At 58.0% G+C, this 20,809-nt stretch carries 19 protein-coding genes, 4 tRNA genes and 3 pseudogenes; 13 read left to right on the forward strand and 13 right to left on the reverse strand.

The window, feature by feature from the left end:
- Window positions 1-63: 63 nt before the first annotated feature.
- From AC3I0A_RS18300 to AC3I0A_RS18310, 3 genes are all read right to left on the reverse strand, one after another.
- On the reverse strand, window positions 64-1,677 hold the full coding sequence (locus AC3I0A_RS18300) for a PEP/pyruvate-binding domain-containing protein (RefSeq protein WP_489373624.1): 1,614 nt from the start codon (window positions 1,675-1,677) through the stop codon (window positions 64-66).
- A gap of 9 nt (window positions 1,678-1,686) precedes the next feature.
- Window positions 1,687-3,624 carry a DUF47 domain-containing protein gene (locus AC3I0A_RS18305; RefSeq protein ID WP_489373626.1) on the reverse strand — a complete coding sequence of 646 codons (1,938 nt, stop codon included), beginning with the start codon at window positions 3,622-3,624 and terminating at the stop codon, window positions 1,687-1,689.
- Between the two features lie 606 nt (window positions 3,625-4,230).
- A complete protein-coding gene (locus AC3I0A_RS18310) occupies window positions 4,231-4,680 on the reverse strand; it encodes a YybH family protein (protein WP_489373627.1) in 450 nt (149 codons plus the stop codon).
- Window positions 4,681-4,789: 109 nt separating this feature from the next.
- Between AC3I0A_RS18310 and AC3I0A_RS18315 the strand changes: the two are divergent.
- Window positions 4,790-4,891, forward strand: a pseudogene (locus AC3I0A_RS18315) (hypothetical protein); the annotation flags it as partial.
- On the opposite strand, the gene AC3I0A_RS18320 reads toward AC3I0A_RS18315, so the two are convergent.
- From AC3I0A_RS18320 to AC3I0A_RS18330, 3 genes and pseudogenes are all read right to left on the reverse strand, one after another.
- Complete coding sequence (locus AC3I0A_RS18320; RefSeq protein WP_489378616.1) at window positions 4,844-5,062, reverse strand: hypothetical protein; 219 nt, start codon at window positions 5,060-5,062, stop codon at window positions 4,844-4,846. The pseudogene AC3I0A_RS18315 and the gene AC3I0A_RS18320 sit on opposite strands and share 48 nt — an antisense overlap.
- Window positions 5,063-5,134: 72 nt before the next feature.
- Window positions 5,135-5,182 (reverse strand): annotated as a pseudogene (locus AC3I0A_RS18325) (hypothetical protein); the annotation flags it as partial.
- Window positions 5,183-5,369: 187 nt separating this feature from the next.
- A complete protein-coding gene (locus AC3I0A_RS18330; RefSeq protein WP_489373628.1) occupies window positions 5,370-5,747 on the reverse strand; it encodes an SPOR domain-containing protein in 378 nt (125 codons plus the stop codon).
- 246 nt (window positions 5,748-5,993) lie between these two features.
- Between AC3I0A_RS18330 and csrA the strand changes: the two genes are divergently transcribed.
- The gene (gene csrA, locus AC3I0A_RS18335) at window positions 5,994-6,188 is read left to right on the forward strand and encodes a carbon storage regulator CsrA (RefSeq protein WP_007920550.1); all 195 of its coding nucleotides are present in this window, start codon (window positions 5,994-5,996) and stop codon (window positions 6,186-6,188) included.
- Window positions 6,189-6,409: 221 nt separating this feature from the next.
- On the opposite strand, the gene AC3I0A_RS18340 is transcribed toward csrA, so the two are convergent.
- Window positions 6,410-6,865 carry a DUF2214 family protein gene (locus tag AC3I0A_RS18340; RefSeq protein ID WP_489373629.1) on the reverse strand — a complete coding sequence of 152 codons (456 nt, stop codon included), beginning with the start codon at window positions 6,863-6,865 and terminating at the stop codon, window positions 6,410-6,412.
- A 214-nt stretch (window positions 6,866-7,079) separates the two neighbouring features.
- Here AC3I0A_RS18340 and AC3I0A_RS18345 point away from each other — a divergent pair.
- The 6 genes and pseudogenes from AC3I0A_RS18345 (at window position 7,080) to AC3I0A_RS18370 (ending at window position 11,158) form a co-directional block, all read left to right on the forward strand.
- A pseudogene (locus AC3I0A_RS18345) lies at window positions 7,080-7,420 on the forward strand (type II toxin-antitoxin system RelE/ParE family toxin).
- 10 nt (window positions 7,421-7,430) lie between these two features.
- Window positions 7,431-7,733 (forward strand): Fis family transcriptional regulator, encoded by a 303-nt coding sequence (locus tag AC3I0A_RS18350; protein WP_489373630.1) that lies wholly within the window; start codon window positions 7,431-7,433, stop codon window positions 7,731-7,733.
- Between the two features lie 229 nt (window positions 7,734-7,962).
- Window positions 7,963-8,241, forward strand: a complete 279-nt coding sequence (locus tag AC3I0A_RS18355; RefSeq protein WP_489373632.1) for a type II toxin-antitoxin system RelE/ParE family toxin — start codon at window positions 7,963-7,965, stop codon at window positions 8,239-8,241.
- A 16-nt stretch (window positions 8,242-8,257) separates the two neighbouring features.
- Window positions 8,258-8,542 (forward strand): HigA family addiction module antitoxin, encoded by a 285-nt coding sequence (locus AC3I0A_RS18360; RefSeq protein ID WP_489378538.1) that lies wholly within the window; start codon window positions 8,258-8,260, stop codon window positions 8,540-8,542.
- Window positions 8,543-8,859: 317 nt separating this feature from the next.
- The gene (locus tag AC3I0A_RS18365; RefSeq protein ID WP_489373634.1) at window positions 8,860-9,816 is read left to right on the forward strand and encodes a tyrosine-type recombinase/integrase; all 957 of its coding nucleotides are present in this window, start codon (window positions 8,860-8,862) and stop codon (window positions 9,814-9,816) included.
- Between the two features lie 469 nt (window positions 9,817-10,285).
- Window positions 10,286-11,158, forward strand: a complete 873-nt coding sequence (locus AC3I0A_RS18370; protein WP_489373636.1) for a helix-turn-helix domain-containing protein — start codon at window positions 10,286-10,288, stop codon at window positions 11,156-11,158.
- 520 nt (window positions 11,159-11,678) lie between these two features.
- On the opposite strand, the gene AC3I0A_RS18375 is transcribed toward AC3I0A_RS18370, so the two are convergent.
- Window positions 11,679-11,975 carry a helix-turn-helix domain-containing protein gene (locus AC3I0A_RS18375; protein ID WP_489373637.1) on the reverse strand — a complete coding sequence of 99 codons (297 nt, stop codon included), beginning with the start codon at window positions 11,973-11,975 and terminating at the stop codon, window positions 11,679-11,681.
- A gap of 690 nt (window positions 11,976-12,665) precedes the next feature.
- Between AC3I0A_RS18375 and AC3I0A_RS18380 the strand changes: the two genes are divergently transcribed.
- Together AC3I0A_RS18380 and AC3I0A_RS18385 are read left to right on the forward strand one after the other, a co-directional pair.
- Window positions 12,666-12,794, forward strand: coding sequence for a hypothetical protein (locus AC3I0A_RS18380; protein WP_489373638.1), 129 nt, complete (start codon window positions 12,666-12,668; stop codon window positions 12,792-12,794).
- Window positions 12,795-13,074: 280 nt separating this feature from the next.
- Entirely contained in the window at window positions 13,075-13,686 is a 612-nt protein-coding gene (locus tag AC3I0A_RS18385; protein WP_489373640.1) for a recombinase family protein, read from the forward strand.
- Between the two features lie 672 nt (window positions 13,687-14,358).
- Here AC3I0A_RS18385 and AC3I0A_RS18390 read toward each other — a convergent pair.
- Window positions 14,359-15,150 carry a HEPN domain-containing protein gene (locus AC3I0A_RS18390; RefSeq protein ID WP_489373642.1) on the reverse strand — a complete coding sequence of 264 codons (792 nt, stop codon included), beginning with the start codon at window positions 15,148-15,150 and terminating at the stop codon, window positions 14,359-14,361.
- A 646-nt stretch (window positions 15,151-15,796) separates the two neighbouring features.
- Window positions 15,797-15,873: transfer RNA gene (locus tag AC3I0A_RS18395), tRNA-Val, on the reverse strand.
- Window positions 15,874-16,056: 183 nt separating this feature from the next.
- Between AC3I0A_RS18395 and AC3I0A_RS18400 the strand changes: the two genes are divergently transcribed.
- The 3 genes from AC3I0A_RS18400 (at window position 16,057) to AC3I0A_RS18410 (ending at window position 20,300) form a co-directional block, all read left to right on the forward strand.
- Window positions 16,057-17,340 carry an NAD(P)/FAD-dependent oxidoreductase gene (locus AC3I0A_RS18400; RefSeq protein WP_489373643.1) on the forward strand — a complete coding sequence of 428 codons (1,284 nt, stop codon included), beginning with the start codon at window positions 16,057-16,059 and terminating at the stop codon, window positions 17,338-17,340.
- 408 nt (window positions 17,341-17,748) lie between these two features.
- Window positions 17,749-19,125, forward strand: a complete 1,377-nt coding sequence (locus AC3I0A_RS18405) for a pyridoxal-phosphate dependent enzyme (protein WP_489373645.1) — start codon at window positions 17,749-17,751, stop codon at window positions 19,123-19,125.
- Window positions 19,122-20,300 carry a cystathionine gamma-synthase gene (locus AC3I0A_RS18410; RefSeq protein ID WP_489373646.1) on the forward strand — a complete coding sequence of 393 codons (1,179 nt, stop codon included), beginning with the start codon at window positions 19,122-19,124 and terminating at the stop codon, window positions 20,298-20,300. The genes AC3I0A_RS18405 and AC3I0A_RS18410 overlap by 4 nt, the downstream gene beginning before the upstream one ends.
- Window positions 20,301-20,418: 118 nt before the next feature.
- Here AC3I0A_RS18410 and AC3I0A_RS18415 read toward each other — a convergent pair.
- The 3 genes from AC3I0A_RS18415 to AC3I0A_RS18425 form a co-directional block, all read right to left on the reverse strand.
- Window positions 20,419-20,495: transfer RNA gene (locus tag AC3I0A_RS18415), tRNA-Asp, on the reverse strand.
- Window positions 20,496-20,596: 101 nt separating this feature from the next.
- Window positions 20,597-20,673: transfer RNA gene (locus AC3I0A_RS18420), tRNA-Asp, on the reverse strand.
- A 56-nt stretch (window positions 20,674-20,729) separates the two neighbouring features.
- Window positions 20,730-20,805 (reverse strand) — tRNA-Val (locus tag AC3I0A_RS18425).
- Window positions 20,806-20,809: the final 4 nt, after the last annotated feature.

The following is a 20,809-nucleotide window of genomic DNA, read 5'->3' on the forward strand; positions in this document are numbered from 1 at the left end:
TGAATGGCCCCCTCGCAACCCAGCGCCACAGCTCACCCCTGTCTCTAGACCCCCCGCGCCGCACTAACTCGGGCCGTCGCGCCAGCGCCGCAGGTCGGCCAGCCAGGCCTCCGGTCGCTCGATCAGCGTCTCGTACTCGCCGCGCCAGACTTCGCCGCTGTCGCCGTCCAGGGTGATCAGCTCGCCCTCGGCCAGCACCTCGCCGCTGGCGAACTGCAGGTAGCCGCGCTTGGCCTCGACGTGCAGGCTGTTGCAGCCGACCAGGCAGACCTTGTCCATCTGCCGTGCCACCACCACCGCGTGGGCGGTGCGCCCGCCGCGCACGCTGAGCACGCCGTTGGCCAAGGCGATGCCGGCGAGGTCCTGGGTCGCCATCTCCGTCCTCACCAGGATTACCGACCGACCGGCTTGGTGCAGCGCTTGCGCCGCGGCCAGGCTAAGGGCGATGCAGCCGCTGGCGACCCCAGGGCTGGCGGTCAGGGCACGCGCCAGCGGCATGTCGCCGGGGCGCAGCGCCAGGTGGCGGCGGCCGACAGCCTCCAGGTCCAGACCCGCGAGCCGTTCCAGGGCGCGCGCCGGGTCGATCCGGCCCTCGCGCACCTGCTCGACCGCGACCACAACCGCCGCCCAGGGCGTGCGCTTGCCCGAGCGGGTCTGCAGCAGGTAGAGCACGCCTTCCTCGATGGTGAATTCGAATTCCTGCATGTCCCCGAATGCGGCCTCGAGCACCGTGGCGGCCTCCTGCACCTCGGCCGCCAGCGTCGGCATGCAGCGCTCGAACAGGTCCAGGTCGCCCAGCGCGTGGCGGCCGGAGACGAGGTCCTCGCCCTGGCTGTTGAACTGGAAGTCGACGTACAGGCGCTTCTCGCCGGTCGCGGGGTCGCGGCTGAAGGCGACCCCCGAGCCCGAGGTGCCGCCGCTGTTGCCGAACACCATCGCCTGCACCGCGACCGCAGTGCCGAGGCCTTCCGGGATGTCGTTGAGCCGGCGGAAGGTCGCCGCCTTGCCCGAGTCCCAGGATCTGAGGATCGCCAGTACCGCGCCCTGCAGCTGGTCCTGCGGATTCTGCGGGAACTCTTGGCCGGTTACCGCGCGGAACAACTCGAGGCTCTCCCGGGTGAGCGCGCGCAGCGCGTGGAAGTCGAGCTCCGCCGGGGCGGCGACCCCCGCGGCGGCGAGATGCTGGGCGGTCAGATCATCGAAGCGGCCCGCCGGCGCGGCATGCACCACTTCCGCGTAGCTCCTCACCAGGCGCCGGTAGGAGTCCCACACCAGGCGCGGGTTGCCAGTGGTGCGCAGCACCCCTGCGGTAGTTGCGTCGCACAGTCCGATATTAAGCAGGGTCTCCAGCATGCCCGGCATGGACACCGGCGCGCCGGAACGCACCGACACCAGCAGCGGCCGGCGGCGGCCGCCGAAGCTGCTGCCGCTGCGCTGTTCCAGCCAGCGCATGTGATCCACCAGCGCACCGCCGAGTGTCGGCAGCGCGCCTCCCGCCTGATGCCAGGCCTGGTACCAGTCGGTGGTGAGAACGAAGGCTGGCGGCACCCGCAGGCCGGCCGCGGCCATGCCCGCGAGGTTCCAGGCCTTGACCCCGAGCCGATCGGCGCCAGCCGCCGGTGCCGCCTCGCCGGCACCGATATGGAAGATCTGCTGGGTGAGGGGCAGGTCGTTCATGGGCACTCCTCATAGGGCCGCGCGGGCCAGCGTCTGATCCCGCAGCATCTGCACGGTGTGCCTCAGGGCATCGGTCGCGCGCTCCAGATTGCCGGCGATGGCGTCGAGCACATAGAGTTCGCGCGCCTCGATCTCCTCGGCAAGCAAGGCATGGCGGACTTGGCGCAGGGTGTCGTCGGCCATCTTCTCCAGATCGACTACCCGGTGCGCCGCCTGGAGGAACTCCTGCATGTCCTCGCGCGCCGTTCCCCGCCCCAACGCCTGCGCCGCGACCAGTGCCTTAAGGTATTCCTGAGTCGCCGACAGGGCGAGCGCGAACAGTGCCGCCAACGGAGAAGCGGCCGGGTGTGCCAACGGGCTGCGCGGCAGCAGCGAGCAGTGAAAGGCGGCCTCTTCCAGCTCGTCGGTGACGTCGTCGGCACAGCTGGCGAGCCGGAGCATGAATTCACCGCATTCGACGCGCGGGCTCGTCTCGCGCACGCGCAGCACCAGGTCGTCGGCGCGCCGCTCCCAGTCCTTGGCGCGCAGGGCGCGGGCCGCCAGGCACAGATTGAAGTCGGCGATGCCCAGTTGCAGCCAGGCGTCGCGCAGGCTTTCGGCGATCTCGACGGTGTAGGCCGCGTGTTCGACCATGGCGTCGAACAGGTCCTGTTCAGCACTGCGGAAGTAGCTGAAGAACTCGGCTTGCAGCTCGTCGCGCACCAACGCCTGGGAGCGCCCGGCGAGCAGGGCATTACTGCAGGCTGCAAGCACGAACTGCAGCAGCTGGCGCGCCTGCGGCAGGCCGATGATCTGCTGGAGCTGCTCGCCATAGCGCAGGCTGCCGCGGCCGGCCGACTCGAGCGTGTCGTACAGCAACTGCTGGCCACCGCAGAGCAGGAAGGCCATGTGTCCATAGCCGTTCTTCGCCGCCCAGGACAGCAGCGCGATCGTCTCCTCGTTCGGCAGGAACGCCTTGAGCTGCTTGCGCGCCTTGTTCCAGTCGATCAGGAATACCAGCCGCGAGCCCAGCAGGTCGAGGAACTGCAGCAGCTTGTCGCGCTGGGCGGAGCGGAAGCGACCGATGCACAGATGATAGAGTCCATCCGCCATGGTCGGGTCCTTGCGCGAACGGGCGCCTTCCCAGTCGACTTCGACGCCTTCGAACAAGCCTTGGAAGAACTGCAGGCGCTGGTGGTGGACATCGGTGTAGGTGACAGTCACCTCGTCGGCGCTCACATGCACCACCAGAACATGTGCGTCGGTGGTGCCGATGTCGTTCTGGATGATCAGGGTGTCGCCCGAACGGGTCGCCGTGGTGCCCAGGCCGGGATGGTTGAACTTGAGCGGCGCCGTCTGGTGGAGGCCGGCCATGAACGCGCGTACCGCATCCCGATCCGCCTCGTCGATGTTGTAGACCGCCGCCCCTTCTAGATGCTCCGCGGCGAGCCGGCTTTGCACCTGGTTGAGCGCCTTGTGCGTATCTATCACCAGCAGATGCCAGCTGTCACCAGCTTCGCGGTCGCCGGAGGTCAGCAGGCCCAGGGCCTGGTCGTCGAGCAGGTCGTCGGCGGGGCGCTGGACCCGTTCTGACAGACGCGCCAGTCGCGTAGTGAATTCCGCCTCTTCGCCGCTTGCCAGCAGGCCGAGCGGCACCAGCATTTCCTGCATGTCCTCGACGATGCCGCAGACCAGTCCCTCTGCATAAGGGATGCGATAGCGGCCATTCTCCTGCAAGGCACTGCCGACCACTGTATCCAGCTCTACGCTATCCACACCGCAGGCCAAACGCTCAACGTGCAGTGAGGAAAATGGCAAGTCTGGTCGTCGCGCATGGGAGCGAGCCGCCTGCAACAGGGCAAACCGGTATTTCAGCCGATCATTGGCGGCGAGCGCCCTGTTCACCAAGGCCGGCAGGGCGATGTCCTCCTCGCCTAGGGCAAGCACGATCTTGCTCTTGTCCACCATGATGAGACCTCGCCGGGACCTTTCCCCTGTTTCTTCAGATTAGTCGCGTAGGGTGTCGCCCTGGGGGCGACTGGATGATCGGCAGCGGAGGTCGTGGCCGCTCGTAATAAACCTGTTGGACAGGACAGAGGGGGAAGGCTGGATTCAGCGGGGAATGCCCAGTGGTGGTAAATCACATCGTTTTTTTACCCTTGTTTTGTTCTATCTGTTCAAGTCGCTCTTGAACACGGAACCCGGATGCCCTGCGGTACACGCTTTGGTACTGTCGATCGCGCAAAGGCTATGACACCGCTCTTGACCAACAGCTATCGACCCAGGCTGTGTGAAAACGCAGGCACCGTTTGGAAGTCTGCGTTGCTACGTAAAATCTGCCAGCGCTTGGCTAGTCAGCAGACCTGAAATTTGCGTAGGAGCGCGATTTTCGCTCTGATTCTGACAGTCAAACTTGCTCTAGAACGTTTTCACACAGCCTGGACCCGTTGCGGACACTGTCTAACGCTCGGCATCAGCGGCGGCGCACAGCGCCGTCCGCTGCATGCCGTTGTTAGGCGTTTCTGTGCTGCCTTGGGGCTCGCAGCTTCGTTAGCACCGATTTGCCGTGAAACGCTATGGTTTCAGGTCGAGCGCCGCTTGGTAGGTTTCCATGTTGATGGGCACCGAAAGATGCTCATGGGTAACCATCCACGTGCCGCCGATCTTGCGGAAGCAGACGGTCGCGCGCACCCAGACATCGGTGTTTTCTCCGCTTGTCCTCGCTCCATTAATTCGATTGAGACTGCGGCAGAAGGCCACGTCATCGCCCGTCGTGATGCTCAGGTCGCGAATCTCGTAACCAACAACCGGGCCCTGGAACGAGGCGAACCAATCCGCCCAGTTCTTGCGATACGCGACGGCTCCGTCATACCGCAGCGGGGGCGGGACGTCGAACACTACGATGTCCTCTGCGTAATAGGACATGAGCCCATCAAGGTCCTTGGCGCGTAGTGCCTTTGTCCAGCCTTCTATTCGCTGGCGGATTTGGGCTTCAGCCATCGCTGCGCTGCTTTTCGTTGTCATTCTTGTCTCCGTTGTTTTCAAGCATACACTTCACAGTGGCGCGTAGAAACGACCTAACGACCTATAGCAGCCTGTTGCACCAGGTAGAAAACGGCCAAAAAACGGTCACCGGGTGAGCACCGAGATGAGCCTGCATGTACTCGCCTACAACTTCAAACGCGTGTTACGGCTGTTGGGCAGAGATGCCTTGATAGCGGCGATGAAGGCCTGAGGCCTTTTTAGCGGTGTGATAAGTGTTTCTGGCAGGTGCTCGCTGGCAAAAGCCCGGGCTGATTTTTTGGGCGGTTTCTTGGGCAGTTTCTTGGGCAGTTTCTTGGGTGGTCGGCGGCGTTTCCCCCAACAACAAGCGCGCGGTGTCTCCCAGAACCTCGGTCAGCTGCATAGAATTGGCTCGGAAGGTAAGCATTAACCCCGACAGGCTGCTGTCGAATAGCGGTGGTGGGATGTCGTGCTTACGGCACTCGCTGAGAATTTTCTCGATGCCCCGGCCCCAGGACTCCACGTAGCCGGTACGGAAAAACGCCGAAGCCAGCAGCGGGTAGGCATTGCCTTCCCCTTGAACGTCATAAGCACATCATCACATCTGATGAAATAAGACTCGACCTTGGCTAACCCTTGCGCACCAGATACAACGCAAAGGCCCCGGACAAAATGTCTCGAGGCCTTTTGTTTCCATCTTGGGTGACCGCTCACTGAGCCGCGTTACGCTCAACTACCGCTGACACGATGTTGCGTTTTTTCGCCCGGGTCAGGCTCTCGGTCAGCTGGACCTGCCTGGCTTCAGCCTCGGCCCTGGAGTTGAATGGGCCGACCAGGATCCGCTGCGCAGCGCCATCCTTGCTCACATAAGATACAAAACCATGTTCGATCAACCAGCCGGTCAGATCGCTCACCGCCAGCGGGATGCCGCCCTCGCCCTTGACCTCGACATCCCACTGCGCAACTGCCGCAGTCGCCGCAGGTTGCACAGCCGGAGCAGCCGAAGGTGTTGCCTTGTGCTCGACGCTGGTTCCTTCACCACATCCCGCCAGCACCAACACCGTCATTACCATCGCCAGTTTACGCACACCCTTCCCCTCGAAAATTCAAGTCGGCGATTTTACCACCCACGACGGGCTCGCGGTCGCTACAAAACAGCCTCGAAACAACGAGAATGATGCTTGTAGCCTCTGTATAGTGCGCCCGGGAATTAATACAGCGGCTACGCGTCTGAAAGAGGCACCCACAGTGGCACTTCGCTGTAATCTATACATACTTCCGACATCTGCATCATTTTGAATCAGGTGCCTCACAAAGCAATCAAGGAGAAGATCATGCTGATACTCACTCGCAAAGTCGGTGAAAGCATAAACATCGGTGACGATATTACGATCACCATTCTGGGCGTTAGCGGCCAACAGGTCAGGATCGGTATCAACGCTCCGAAAGACGTCGCCGTACATCGCGAGGAAATTTATCAGCGTATCCAGGCAGGTTTGACTGCTCCGGACAAACGCGAAACGCCCTGAGCCTCGTCAGCAAGCCAGCCCTTTCTCTCACAGCAATGGCTGGCAAAAAACGTGAGCGTGTTTTCGATTCGTCATTTCTTTTTTTTCAGCCCTCCCTCCTCCTCTTCAGGCCGCCACAGCCACCCGCCGCCAGATCTGCGCAGCACCCCGACGGCATCCACACCTTTTTCATGCTCGACTCGGCTACGGGTGTTCTAGCCTTTAGAGATGCGTAGAACCCGCTACCCAAACACGACCCCACGAGCCATCCCCGTCGCAGCCACCACAATGACTACAATCAGCAACGCTTCAATGTGGCTGATCCGGGCAAACAGCGTCGCGCGCCGACTGTCGATCGAGCGCCCTCGACTCAAGGCGATCCGCCATTTGATCAAGGTGGCCATCGGGGCGATCTCAAGCAGCAGGATAATGACGAAGAGTGTCATCTTGAGATGAAACAGTGGCTGGTGCAGGTAATAGTCCGTGCCCTTCTCATAGCCACCAAAGGCGCGAAGCCCACCGGTGAGCAAAAGAATCAGCGCCGAAATCCCCCACCAATTATCTGCAAGCAATACATTCCGCGGATCTGCTGCATTCATCGCGACGCGACGCAAAGCCACCCCGCGCGCGAGCACCGCCGCGAAACCCATGGCAAATGCCAGGAGATGAATAGCCGCGAGAAACCAGTGTGCAAGCATCAACTTGATCTCCAACCCATGAAGAAAAAAATATCGGCCAGACAGTAGTAGCCCATAAAACACCGGTTTGCTTATAAGGCGAAAACCAGGGGAACGACTGCAGTATTGGGCTGGACCAGAAAACGACAAAGGCCAGCGCGGAGCTGTTACACACCGCTAGTCGAATGGGTTAGCAGAAAGTTGCGCAGTGCACCTATTTAGGTACACTACGTTCATGATCGATATCGCACCCGTTCTCAACGTACGTTTTTTCTGCACGGATGCCGGCAATGAGCCTGTGCGTGAATGGCTGACCGATCTTCCGAGAGAGCACAGACGACTGATCGGTACAGACATCAAAACCGTTCAGCTTGGCTGGCCAATCGGAATGCCGGTGGTTCGCAAGCTAGACACGGGGCTCTGGGAGGTCAGGATCGATCTGGGCGACACCATCGCCCGCGTTCTATTTACGGTGGTGGGCGCCGACATGATTCTGCTCCACGGTTTCATCAAGAAAAGCCAAAAACACCAGCGTCTGACATGGCAACCGCCAAGCAGCGCAAAGCAAGACTATGAGGTACAGCACATGAACAAGCATATCGGGTCTGACTTTGACGACTTCCTCGCCGAGCAAGGTCTCGCAGAAGAAGTTTCCGCCGCAGCTCTCAAGCGCGTTATCGCCTGGCAGATCGCTGAGGTGATGAAGGCACAGCACGTCACAAAGAAAGCGCTCGCTGATCGTATGCACACCAGCCGTACAGCCGTGGATCGAGCACTCGACCAGAATGATGCGGGCATGACCTTGGCAACCTTGGCCAGCGCTGCCCGCGCACTTGGTCAGCGCGTAGAGGTTCGCCTTATCCCTGAGCGCGAAGAGGCCCACGCATAACCTCCAGTCCTTTGCCTGGCCCAAGGATTGGGGTTGCGCCAATCCCGGCGCGACACGGGTTTGCTTTAGGACGGGATAACGCCCTGAAATCCCCTGTAAGGAATTGCATGTGGCATGAAAAGTGGTATGAGATTCCCCCTCCTCCAGACGTCCTGCCGCCCCCTATCCCATAGCAAGAATCAATGGATGTCGACTTGCGGGGTGTATGGCGTAGCCCTACACTCCCCTCATGATAACGACCTTCCAGCACAAAGGCCTCCGGGACTTTTTCGAAACAGAGTCGACCCGGGGCATCCAGGCAGAACACGCAGCTCGCCTCAAGCGCATCCTCGGTGCTCTAGACGTTGCTATCAAGCCAAGTGACATGGACTTTCCAGGGTTTCGCTTGCATCAGCTCAAAGGGAAGCTGACAGGTTTCTGGTCGGTCACAGTGTCAGGCAACTGGCGAGTGATCTTCCGTTTCAATGGCTCCGATGTGGAGCTATTGGATTATTGTGACTACCACTGACAGGAGGGTAATGACTATGCCTATGCACAATCCGCCCCACCCTGGGGAAATCCTGCGAGAAGATGTTCTTCCCGCACTGAAAATGACCGTTGGTGATCTGGCCGCACACCTGGGTTACTCGCGCACGCACTTCTCTACGATCCTCCATGGACATACAGCGATCAGTGCCGAGCTGGCGTTGCGCCTGGAAATGGCCGGTTTGAGTAGCGGCCGCCAGTGGCTGGCGATGCAGTCTGCTTACGATCTTTGGCAAGCAGAACACCGTGAGCACCCACACATCACTCGGCTTGAAGTCGCGTGAAACAACTCAAATTTAGAGCCCCGCGATTGCGGGGCTTTTTATTTGGTTCTTCACGGAATCTCGGGAAACACTGAAACAAGAACGCCGAGCTGGCGTTTTGAGTGGGGTTTGCAAAAGTTTTGCAAATCGCAAGCAACAAAAATGGCCCACCTTTCGGTGAGCCATTCTAGACCGCCCAGCAGAGCGGATTTTGTTTGGTAGGCGCGATTGGACTCGAACCAACGACCCCCACCATGTCAAGGTCTGCTTGAGCAAGCTACAAGCCTTGCTGCTCTTGGTTTTCACAGAACGCCCATTCACAGTATGAGGCGTCAAAAATGGCCAATCTCCGCTTACTTCCGTCCGGCAACTGGAATGCTCAGGTACGGGTAAAGGGTAAATCTCCCCAATCGAAAACCTTCAGCACCAAAGCTGAAGCCGAGTCATGGGCGAATCAGCTTGAAGCCGTAACGATGGAGCGCAAGCACCACACCATCTATACGTTGGGCATGACCTACTGCGAAACGATGCTCAAAGGGAAAGGTAGCTACGACCACGCACAAAAAATCGTGGAGCATCTGGGCAGGCACTTCACTCAGTCCATTCACGACATCACCCCGCAGATGATCAACGACTTCAAGATCATGCGATTGAAGACGGTGAAGTCATCCACATGCAGGACGCAACTCGCATTCATGTCTCGGTTCTACCGATTCGCCAAACGCGGCTTGCTAATCGACATTCACAACCCCGTAAGCGATATCGCACTCCCTAAGCCTGATCGGTCTTCCGACAAAGTGATCCGTGCGAGTGAGCTTGAGCTGCTGCTGGCGAAACTGTCCCCAACCATGAAGCTCATTGTTGAACTTGCCTATGAAACTGCGATGCGGCGCTCTGAAATCCTGAAACTGACGAAAGACTGCCTGCACCTCAAAGACCGTATTGCTGATGTGATCGACGGGAAGAACGGCACGCGATCAGTTCCCCTCACCCACCGCGCCGTTGAGATTCTTCAGCTCGCTCAACTGTGGGCCACCGTAGAACGCCATTCAAATGGTCTGCTTTTCACGGTCACTCCACATGCTGTCTCGCAGGCAGTGCGACTGGCGCGTAAAAAGGCGGGATTGGATAGCAGCGTCAGACTGCACCAACTCAGACATACCAGAATCACCAATGTGGCAAAGAAGGGATTCAATAACGCCCAGATCATGATTGTATCGGGGCACAGAGATACTCGATCCGTAGCGCGATACTCTCATTTGAACGTCAGGGACGTGTTGCACCTAATCGACTGATTAAATCGGACGGGCAGCCATGAGGAATTTATGGTATTGGCTGCCTCGGAAACTCCCCCGAAACCTATCGTAAACCACAGTAAAACCTCCACCACTTTCGCTACACATCGAGCTGTCACTTCCGTTTCGCCCCGTGCTTGTTAGATCAAATGGACTTCCGAACCAAGCAAAGGGCGTATTCCGCACCGAAAATCGGTTTCGTAAAGATTCGCACCGCTATGGGCGAGGGATTGACTGAGCCAAATGGTGCAAGAGCCACTTTCTAGATCAGCAAGTTCACGCCACGTCAACTAGGTAGTTGACAGAAATTAGTGTTCCGTGTAGAGTTCGCACCTCAACCAAACATACCGAACACGTCCCGCACTCATGTAGTGCCAGATGATCGGTAAAGTGTTGTCTGCAATTTACCAACTAACCGGCAATGCCCAAGGTAGCGCCTATCGCAATGAACTGAACAGGAGAAATGAAGATGACCAGTATCGCCCCCAACAAAGTGATTCACACCACTGTATCGGCAACCGATATTCGCTCCACACTCATCAAACACCACACAGCTACCTTCGAAAGCTTTGTCTTCGACAAGAGGACAGGCGAATTGCTGGGCTGCTACACCATCTCGGAGTACGCCCCCGAGCCGATTGATTATCCAGCGGCGGCCAATCATGCAGAAGCCAACTACATTTTTGACAATGATGGCAGCCCAATCCCGCTTCTCACTTCGGTGGCGAATAACGAGCGCATAGCAACAGTCTCCATCCTACCCACTCCGAGTGTTCGACAGCTCGCCGTGGTAAAGAGTGGAAAAGGTCGAAAAGAGCCGGTGATTAAGAATCCGGTGCATACGGCAATCTGGGCCGCAAAAGTTGAAGAGATTCCAACACCGTGGTTGGACGACTATGTCCGAGGGGCTATCAATACGGGGCCAGGAGTGATTAACGGCAAGTACAGCGTATCTCCTGCTGACGTCACTAAATTACTCAGGCTACCGGAGATTTCAGTAGACAGCGCGTCAAGATGGTTACTGAACCACGACCGTAACCCCATGAGCGTGAGACAGATTCAGCGTGTCGTCGAAGCCGCGAGAGTGGCACTGAAGGGGATCGCACTGTACTTGGAGCGTCATCCGGAGACACTCCTCCGGCTCGGTGTTGAAATTGATTTCAGTTCGTTTTGGACAAGCTACACATCTGACAAAAAGCAGCAAGGGCGAAAGGAACACCCGAAGCGACAGGAGGTATTACGCCTACTGGAGCAAGGCGAAGCAGTAAAGACGATTGCACGACAAACTGGCGTTTCCAAGACCACTGTCAAGAAATGGCAATTAGAACTGCTGGCCGCCTGAGCCAAGCCTGCTCACCCCCATGACGAGAAAACTGTCAGGGGTCAGTAACTTTAATTAACGACAGATATATAAGAGACTGGTAAGTCGCATCGTCCCGATTCTGGATCAGTACACCATCCAATAAAATGAAGTCAACACACATCAAAGCTCGTCGCTTTTGATCTTGATTTTCTCGGTATGCGGAGCATGGGGATGATCAATGTAAGCGCCGCTTACAGGCTGACTCAACTTACATGATTGGGGATGAATGATATTATATATCATCCCCTTACCCCTAGGCTTACCGCCTTGATGTGCAACCAGCCAAGCGGAGCTTGAACGGGATACCATCGTTAGCTGTCGCTAACCACCTTGCACCAACAATCAAGATCAAGAGCTGGATTTGTGTAGATATTTTATTGGTGCTACGTCCGACCGATAGGTCAGTGGTGTTTTTCCGTAGGTAGGATGTCAGCTTGAAAGCCCGACTTTCGGTGCGATCAACCAGCGGAACTAGGTAGGGTATCCATCCAGGTCAAAGCTAGTCGCCTTGGGTGCGAGCGGACTTATCAAAGCCCTCAGCCTCACCTGCCACTGACTCGACATAATTTAGAAGTAATGATCGCTTTTCTTCTGGCAGCCTATGGAAAAGCACCAGTAATCTGGCGGTGTCGTCCTCCTGTGCGTAGAAGTAGGCCGTTGGTAAATTCAGCACGCCCGCAATCTGCCTCACAATGTTTATGTTGGGTTCGTGCCTATCGTTCTCGTACTGATTCATCCGGGCGCTGGCGCTGGCAGGATCGATACCTGCCTCAATTCCTAAAAGCTCCTGCGACATCTTTGAGATTTTCCTAGCCTCTCGCAGACGCTTGCTAAAAGTTGACATCTCTATAATCTGCCTCGCAGTGGAGGCTAAGAGATTCTTAGATTTACCTTGACCTTGTGCTAAGACATTCTTAGGATTTCACTTCTGAGTGACAACTAGCTGACCACTCAACCCAGCGAGCTAAGGATTTTGCAATGAAGTGTTCCCGCCTCTTTTTACTGGTATCCCTCCTTTCCGCCCCTCTCATGGCGTCTGCCTCTGGCACGGTAGTAACCCTGCTGGCGGATTCGGTCATCTGCTAAAAGCGCGGCGACTGGGAACAAATGATTGCTGCTGGCACGGATCAGGATGCTCAATCAATGATGCGACTTGTTAACTCAGGCAAATGCCGAACTATCCATAAGGCAACCAAAGTCGGATACCTCGACCCAGCTGCCGGTGGCGAGTGGGCCTTGATCGTGCTGGAAAGCGGTAAAACCGCATATACATGGGATAGCTTCATACAGGGCAAGTAAGTCCTTCAGGAGCAACTTATTCCAGCCCAGATGCGGGCCAAGGTGCTTGCTGATGGGTTGGGAATGTCGTTGTCAGCACTGTTTGCAGTGGTCTGCAACCCGTCGCGGTGCTCCCCCACCCCCTTGGTTAACTACAGCCAGCTCCGTCTTGGGCTACGATCATCCCACCCCCAAAGGATGACCACCCATGTCAGACAACGATGCCACCATTGCCGATGTACTGGAACTGCTGCTGATCAACCAGAACGCTATGGCTGCCGGACTTGAAGAAGTGGCCCTCTGGATCGAGGCAAGGGGTTCACAAGGGGCTCAGTAGACGCGCACGAGAATTTCGTCACCGCCTTGGAAACCCTCGACCAGAATACCGACGCCATCAAAGCCGGGATTGAGAAGCTGAGTCGGTAACCCCCACCGAGCGTAAGCCTTCCTGCATTCAATGCCGCGCCACAAGCCTAGATTGGCAGTGACCGATTTGGGTATACATCAGCAAGTACAGCCTGATGATCGCTTGTGGTCGTACCGAATATTCGAATAGACAACCCTAACGAGTACAGATAGAATCGATACACCCAAAACGGTACAAGGCATTCAACATCATGTTCATCCGTGCTTACCTCAGAGCTTCGACCGACTCACAAGATGCCAGTCGTGCCAAGAATGCTCTGATCCAGTTCGCTGCTGACAACGCTCATAAGATCGCTGCCTTCTACATTGAGAACGAATCAGGAACCAAGCTCGACCGTACTGAACTGTTCCGCTTGCTGGACGATAGCCACGATGGTGATGTGCTGCTGATTGAGCAGGTGGATAGACTGTCCCGCTTGTCTCCCGATGACTGGGCGAGCCTGAAAGCCATTATTGCAGCCAAGAAAGTGACGGTGGTGTCTCTCGACTTGGCTACCAGTCATGCTGCATTGAAGCCAGCCCAAGGTCAGGATGAGTTCACCAAAGGCATGATCACTGCCGTGAACGGAATGTTGCTCGACATGCTCGCTGTGGTAGCACGAAAGGACTATGACGACCGTCGCCGCCGTCAGGCGGAGGGCATTAAGAAAGCGAAGGCCGAAAAGGTGTACAAGGGCCGACAGGTTGATCTGGCTCTACATGCTCGTATCAGGGACTGCCTCGCATCCGGCATGAGCCTCCGCAAAACCGCAACAACTGTTGGTTGTGCCTTGAGTACAGTGCAGCGAGCCATGAAGAACTAACCCACAGGAAAAACGAAGCATCACCTTCCATAGCATTAAGCTCTTCAGCGTGTGGAATTCAGGCCACAACTGTTGCATGAGCCTGCTCTCGTTCTTTCCGCTTGCGTTCCTCGTCACTGAAAAAGGCAAGGGCATATACCCAGCAGGTGCAGTGAAGCTTGACCTATCTGACAAATCGTTGTTCGTAGACCTTTCATCTAGAAACGTCCACTTCTCCAGTTTCCCTGCGGTCGAGTTACAAGGCAATCAGATGGTCGCATCTGAATAGCAGCATGTCTATCGTGAGCTATCCAATAAAGTGAACAAGGCCAACGAGCGAAGGTAAGTAGCTGGGGACCGGAGGCCACTAGCACTACAGCAGCGGCGCAACGACTCAAGTCAAAGGACATGACTCATCCGTGACGCCCCACAGGGCCACCACAGTGACGTTCCGCCATTCCTTTAACCCAGAGACTGTAAGAATGCTGATCGTCTCAGCCAGTGCTGTAGAGCCTCTGATAGAGGGGCATCAACTTATTTAAAAATCACTTGGCTTTCTATTTACCCCTTGTGCACACCGCTAAGCAGCGCAAGTAGAACCAAGCCAATTCAACATACCCCACCCCCGGAGTGCCCCCTTCTATAAAAGAGGGCTGAAAAAAATACGGGGGCTTGGTATCTGGAAAATCGATGCTACTTCGACCACTTGGCTACGGCAAGCGCCTCGAATGCATCAATTTCATCGCGATTCATCATCACCCATTCTTTGGCTATTTTGGTAAGTTCCGGGCTTAGCCAAAGCGGTGCATTGATGGCTTTAAAACCCCAGTGGGTCTTAGCGGTCATAGCTCGTTGTCCCCCAAACATCGCGTTACGCCAGATCAACCCTTCCCGAGCGGGGCTCTGGGGGGCTGCGAGGATGTTCTCAAGTGAGCCGTTCGCAAGGTGGCCATGCTCTGGTGGGCCGTTCAGTGCAACTTCAACTTTTGCAATATTCTGGAGAAGGACGTTTTGATCAGGCGTGTCGTTGTAGTGCTCAACGTTCAGTGGCACGCAATACTGGCGAAGCTTCCACACTAGCGAGTCAAAATGAGTAAGCTCGTAGTTGAACAAGTGAAGCGACTTAATTAGGTACCGGTTCTCTCCAGCCTCATCAATATGCTGAAAAACCGCCTGCTCATCGGCAGACAGCTTGATGCTGAAAGGGAGTTCCCTGTGGATGGCGTCCAATGCCTTCTGTAGGTCATGTCTCGTCTTAGCACTACACCTATTCAATACCAAGATGCACTTCAGGTATTTCTCAACCGCTTGCAGCGCAGACCATAGGAACTGCACCGGTAGACCTGCTCTCATGGCGAGTCGTGCAGCTATGTAATCACCGTCGCCGGTTTCCCTGAAACACCTGATTGCGAGATCGTTGATAAGAGCATGTTCATTCGGGGGCTGATACATCTGGCGTGCCCTTTCAATTTCGTCGTCGCTCATGGTGCTACTCCTTGTTGGTGCGATCATCCTAGCCGCTACGCTACCACCGTGCCATCACGTCACACGTTGTACCTGGCTCAGCGTCTCACCTTGTCTCCGTGGGCGCCGTAGACGTATGTCATTCGGCTTGTTTCTCGCTCTCGGTCAGCAGCGTAACACTCGCTCAGTCGCTGGGTGATTCTCAGGTGCTCAGCTTTCAGCTTCGATAGCTCGTTATTGAGCTTGCGGTTGTCAATCACCAACCCGGCAACGTTCTCAAGGCTACGCCGTAGCGCCATCTGCACTGACTCAAGTTCACATTCCAAGCGCTGGCACTCATGCTCAAGAAGGTCTTGGTGAGAAGGCTGGCCCCACTCGAACCCGCTGTCGTCGATCAAATCATCTTCCATCATTGACACTACTAAATACTGTACACGCATACAGCACAAATGGAAAACTGGTCGCTCAAGCGAGAGAAGACAGGTGGTGAAAAGGATCGAGGTATAGAGGAAGAATCGCAGCGATTAACAGGACGCTCGTGGCGTTCACATTGCCCAGTGTGAACGAACCCGATATTTTGTGAACGTTCTGCAAAAAATCAAAAGCACAAAAAAGGGCCCACCTTTCGGTGAGCCCTTCTAGACCGCCCAGCAGAGCGGATTTTGTTTGGTAGGCGCGATTGGACTCGAACCAACGACCCCCACCATGTCAAGGTGGTGCTCTAACCAACTGAGCTACGTGCCTGCTGTGAGGCGGCATTCTACGGAATTCCGGAGGGGTGTCAACACCTTTTTTGCAGCTAAGCCTATGAATATGCGAATTTTTTATTTTCAGGGCCACAAAGAAGATTTTTCGCTGGCTGGCAGCCTATTTTTAACTCAGGTAGGATCGATGCACTCGTAAAAAATATAAAACAGAGGTTGCAGGATGGCGAACACACCCTACCCGGACTCCTATTACGCAGCATCGGCCAACGCGGTTCCGCCGCGCCCATCGTTGCAGGATGACGTAGAGACTGATGTCTGTGTGATCGGTGCCGGCTACACCGGCCTGTCCAGTGCGCTGTTTCTGCTGGAGAACGGTTTTCGGGTGACTGTCCTGGAAGCGGCCAGGGTCGGCTTCGGCGCCTCGGGCCGTAATGGCGGCCAGATCGTCAACAGCTATAGCCGTGATATTGATGTGATCGAGCGCAGCGTCGGCCCCAAACAGGCACAGCTGCTCGGCCAGATGGCGTTCGAGGGCGCCAGGATCATCCGTGAACGCGTGGCCAGGTATCAGATCCAGTGCGACCTGAAGGACGGCGGCGTGTTTGCGGCAATCACCAGCAAGCAGATGGGCCACCTGGAGTCGCAGAAGCGCCTCTGGGAGCGCTACGGCCATACTCAGCTGGAGTTGCTGGATCAACGCCGCATACGCGAAGTGGTGGCCTGCGATCAGTACGTGGGCGGCATGCTCGACATGAGTGGCGGGCATATCCACCCGCTCAACCTTGTCCTTGGCGAAGCCGCTGCAGTGGAGTCACTGGGCGGCAGCATTTATGAACAGTCGCCGGCCGTGCGCATCGAGCGCGGCCCCAATCCGGTCGTGCATACACCGCAAGGTAAAGTCAGGGCCAAATTCATCATCGTTGCCGGCAATGCCTACCTGGGCAATCTGGTTCCGGAGCTGGCAGCCAAGTCGATGCCCTGCGGCACCCAGGTCATTACCACCGAACCCCTGGGTGATGAGTTGGCGAAAAGCCTGCTGCCGCAGGATTACTGTGTCGAAGACTGCAACTACCTGCTTGACTACTACCGCCTCTCGGGCGACAAGCGCCTGATCTTCGGCGGCGGCGTGGTCTATGGCGCACGGGATCCAGCGAATATCGAAGCGATCATCCGACCGAAGATGCTCAAGGCCTTCCCGCAGCTCAAGGATGTGAAGATCGACTACGCATGGACCGGCAACTTCCTGCTGACCCTGTCGCGCCTTCCGCAAGTCGGACGTCTGGGCGACAACATCTATTACTCACAAGGCTGTAGCGGTCATGGCGTGACGTACACCCATCTGGCCGGCAAAGTCCTGGCCGAGGCCCTGCGCGGCCAGGCGGAGCGTTTTGACGCCTTTGCCGACCTGCCGCACTACCCTTTCCCTGGCGGACAGGTGCTACGCACACCCTTCGCCGCATTGGGCGCCTGGTATTACGGTCTGCGGGACAAGTTCGACTTCTGAACAAGCGAGCACAACAAAACCCCGCCAATCGGCAATGCCAGGCAGTTAACGTAAATCTTTGGTCTGATGAGCATTTGTGGCGAGGGAGCTTGCTCCCGTTCGGCTGCGCAGCAGTCGTAAAGCCAGTTGATTCGGTGCACCAGACAAAATGCGATCGCAGGTTTTAGGGCCGCTGCGCGCCCCAGCGGGAGCAAGCTCCCTCGCCACAGGGTGCGATGCTCATCTCAAAATCCTTAACTGACCGGCGGGCTTTGTCGTTCAGGCGACGACGCTACCGGCTGGCTGCGGACGTTTGCGGGTGGCGCAATCCCGGTCTATGTTCCAAGCGAGACTTTGTCTGCGACTGGCGCGCTGACTGGCCGCTGGCTGCTGTCCATCCAGTGCGGATTACCGCAGCGAGGTGACAAAATGCCGAACGACTCCCGCCCCGCCGTACTCGAACTGATTGGCAATACGCCACTAGTGCGTGTCAGCCGCTTCGATACCGGCCCGTGCACGCTATTCCTCAAGCTCGAATCGCAGAACCCCGGCGGTTCGATCAAGGATCGCATCGGCCTGGCGATGATCGACACCGCCGAGCGCGATGGCCGCCTGCGACCCGGCGGCACCATAGTCGAGGCCACCGCCGGCAACACCGGCCTGGGCCTGGCCCTGGTCGGCCGCGCCAAGGGTTACCGGGTGGTGTTGGTGGTGCCGGACAAGATGTCCACCGAGAAGGTCCTGCACCTCAAGGCGATGGGCGCCGAGGTGCACATCACCCGCTCCGACGTCGGCAAGGGCCATCCCGACTACTACCAGGACGTCGCTGCGCGGCTGGCGCAGGAAATTCCCGAGGCCTTCTTCGCCGATCAGTTCAACAACCCGGCCAACCCACTGGCCCACGAGTGCAGCACCGCTCCGGAGATCTGGGCGCAGACTCAGCATGATCTGGATGCCATCGTCGTCGGCGTCGGTTCGGCCGGCACCCTGACCGGGCTGACCCGCTTCTTTCGCCGCGTGCAGCCGAACCTGGAAATGGTGCTGGCCGATCCGGTCGGCTCGGTGATGGCCGAATACAGCCGCAGCGGCACCCTTCCCACCCCAGGCTCCTGGGCGGTGGAGGGCATCGGCGAAGACTTCATTCCGTCGATTGCCGACCTTTCCAGCGTGCGCCAGGCCTATTCGATCAGCGACGAGGAAAGCTTCGATCATGCCCGCCAACTGCTGCGCGCCGAAGGCATTCTCGGCGGCTCTTCGACCGGCACATTGCTGGCGGCGGCACTGCGCTACTGTCGCGAGCAAACCGAGCCGAAGCGGGTGGTCAGCTTCGTCTGCGACACCGGCACCCGCTACCTGTCGAAGATCTACAACGACCAGTGGATGACCGATCAGGGACTGCTTGCGCGCAAGCGCTACGGCGATCTGCGCGACCTGATCGCGCGGCGCTTCGAGGATGGCCGGGTGATCAGCGTGGGCCCGGACGACACGCTGCTCACCGCCTTCCAGCGCATGCGCCTGGCGGATGTGTCGCAACTGCCGGTGCTGGTGGACGGAAAGCGGCTGGTCGGCGTGATCGACGAGTCCGACATTCTGCTTGGCGTGCACGAAGACGCTTCGCACTTCCGCATGACCGTGGCCAGCGCGATGACCGACAAAGTGGAAACCCTGCCTCCCGGCGCCAGCTTGGCTGAACTGGAGGCGGAACTCGACCGTGGGCTGGTGGCGGTCATCGCCGACGCCTCGGGCTTCCACGGCCTGATTACCCGCGTCGACATGCTCAATCACTTGCGCAGATCCCTCTCATGAGCCAGCACGATGAAACCGCCGCCCCACGCGCCTTCGCCACCCGCGTGATCCATGCCGGCCAGGTGCCGGACCCTTCCACCGGGGCGCTGATGCCGCCGATTTACGCCAACTCCACCTATCTGCAACAGAGCCCCGGCGTGCATAAGGGCTTTGACTACGGGCGCTCGCACAACCCGACGCGTTTTGCCCTGGAGCGTTGCGTGGCGGACCTCGAGGGCGGTACCCAGGCCTTCGCCTTCGCCTCCGGGCTGGCGGCGATCTCCACCGTCCTCGAACTGCTCGACGCTGGCGCGCACATCGTCTCCGGCAATGACCTGTACGGCGGTACTTTCCGCCTGTTCGACAAGGTGCGCCGGCGCAGCGCCGGGCATCGCTTCAGCTTCGTCGATCTGACTGATCTGGCGACCTTCGAAGCGGCGCTGCAGGACGACACGCGGATGGTCTGGGTCGAGACGCCGAGCAATCCTTTGCTAAGCCTCACTGACCTCGTCGCCGTCGCGCGCACCTGTCGCGAGCGAGGCATCATCTGTGTGGCCGACAACACCTTTGCCAGTCCATGGATACAGCGCCCGCTGGAACTGGGCTTCGATATCGTGCTGCACTCGACGACCAAGTACCTGAATGGCCATTCCGACGTGATCGGCGGCATCGCGGTGGTCGGGCAAAACTTCGATCTGGCCGAGCGCCTTGGCTTTTTGCAGAACGCGGTGGGGGCTATCGCCGGGCCGTTCGACGCTTTCCTCACCCTGCGCGGCGTGAAGACCCTGGCGCTGCGCATGGAACGCCACTGCAGCAACGCGCTGGAGCTGGCGCGATGGCTTGCGCATCAGCCGCAGGTGGCGCGCGTCTATTATCCGGGCCTGCCGTCGCACCCGCAGCACGAACTGGCGCTGCGGCAGATGCGCGGTTTCGGCGGGATGATTTCCGTCGACCTGAACAGCGACCTGGCCGGCACCAAGCGCTTCCTCGAGAGTGTGCGGATCTTCGCCTTGGCCGAGAGCCTGGGCGGGGTGGAAAGCCTGATCGAGCACCCGGCGATCATGACCCACGCCAGCATCCCCGCCGGCACCCGCGCGCAGCTCGGCATCGGCGATGCGCTGGTGCGTTTGTCAGTGGGTGTCGAGGATGTCGAAGACCTGCGCGCCGACCTGGCCCAGGCGCTGGCGCGGATTTGAGCTCAAATCCCAGACACAAAAAACCCCGGTCTTTCGACCAGGGTCTTTGCTATCAATCAGAAGAAGCCAGTGGCTTTCTTCGTAGCTTCAAGGCGTTCAGTGGGCCTTGAGGCAGATATGGCGCAGCGGACGGGACTCGAACCCGCGACCCCCGGCGTGACAGGCCGGTATTCTAACCGACTGAACTACCGCTGCGTATCGCTTGGACTTGCGTCCATTTGAACCTTTGAAATCGTCTGACTGGAAAGCTTCGAGGCTTTTCAATCTCAAACCGGGTAAACCCGATCTGGAAAATATGGCGCAGCGGACGGGACTCGAACCCGCGACCCCCGGCGTGACAGGCCGGTATTCTAACCGACTGAACTACCGCTGCGCGTCGGTGGAGGCTTTTGACAGCTTCCGTCTTGCTTTCGCAAAACTCTCAAGAAGTGGTGGGTGATGACGGGATCGAACCGCCGACCCTCTGCTTGTAAGGCAGATGCTCTCCCAGCTGAGCTAATCACCCTTTG

It is taken from the genome of Pseudomonas sp. KH_024_B2 (assembly GCF_057839965.1).

Bases quoted from the DNA above. Each gene is read 5' to 3' on its own strand.
- AC3I0A_RS18310 (WP_489373627.1), bottom strand. From the start codon at position 4,680: ATGACAACGAAAAGCAGCGCAGCGATGGCTGAAGCCCAAATCCGCCAG.
- AC3I0A_RS18365 (WP_489373634.1), top strand. From the start codon at position 8,860: ATGGCCAATCTCCGCTTACTTCCGTCCGGCAACTGGAATGCTCAGGTA.
- AC3I0A_RS18300 (WP_489373624.1), bottom strand. From the start codon at position 1,677: ATGAACGACCTGCCCCTCACCCAGCAGATCTTCCATATCGGTGCCGGC.
- csrA (WP_007920550.1), top strand. From the start codon at position 5,994: ATGCTGATACTCACTCGCAAAGTCGGTGAAAGCATAAACATCGGTGAC.
- AC3I0A_RS18375 (WP_489373637.1), bottom strand. From the start codon at position 11,975: ATGTCGCAGGAGCTTTTAGGAATTGAGGCAGGTATCGATCCTGCCAGC.
- AC3I0A_RS18355 (WP_489373632.1), top strand. From the start codon at position 7,963: ATGATAACGACCTTCCAGCACAAAGGCCTCCGGGACTTTTTCGAAACA.
- AC3I0A_RS18385 (WP_489373640.1), top strand. From the start codon at position 13,075: ATGTTCATCCGTGCTTACCTCAGAGCTTCGACCGACTCACAAGATGCC.
- AC3I0A_RS18410 (WP_489373646.1), top strand. From the start codon at position 19,122: ATGAGCCAGCACGATGAAACCGCCGCCCCACGCGCCTTCGCCACCCGC.
- AC3I0A_RS18340 (WP_489373629.1), bottom strand. From the start codon at position 6,865: ATGCTTGCACACTGGTTTCTCGCGGCTATTCATCTCCTGGCATTTGCC.
- AC3I0A_RS18400 (WP_489373643.1), top strand. From the start codon at position 16,057: ATGGCGAACACACCCTACCCGGACTCCTATTACGCAGCATCGGCCAAC.
- AC3I0A_RS18390 (WP_489373642.1), bottom strand. From the start codon at position 15,150: ATGAGCGACGACGAAATTGAAAGGGCACGCCAGATGTATCAGCCCCCG.
- AC3I0A_RS18380 (WP_489373638.1), top strand. From the start codon at position 12,666: ATGTCAGACAACGATGCCACCATTGCCGATGTACTGGAACTGCTGCTG.
- AC3I0A_RS18320 (WP_489378616.1), bottom strand. From the start codon at position 5,062: ATGCAGCTGACCGAGGTTCTGGGAGACACCGCGCGCTTGTTGTTGGGG.
- AC3I0A_RS18370 (WP_489373636.1), top strand. From the start codon at position 10,286: ATGACCAGTATCGCCCCCAACAAAGTGATTCACACCACTGTATCGGCA.
- AC3I0A_RS18350 (WP_489373630.1), top strand. From the start codon at position 7,431: ATGAACAAGCATATCGGGTCTGACTTTGACGACTTCCTCGCCGAGCAA.
- AC3I0A_RS18305 (WP_489373626.1), bottom strand. From the start codon at position 3,624: ATGGTGGACAAGAGCAAGATCGTGCTTGCCCTAGGCGAGGAGGACATC.
- AC3I0A_RS18360 (WP_489378538.1), top strand. From the start codon at position 8,258: ATGCCTATGCACAATCCGCCCCACCCTGGGGAAATCCTGCGAGAAGAT.
- AC3I0A_RS18405 (WP_489373645.1), top strand. From the start codon at position 17,749: ATGCCGAACGACTCCCGCCCCGCCGTACTCGAACTGATTGGCAATACG.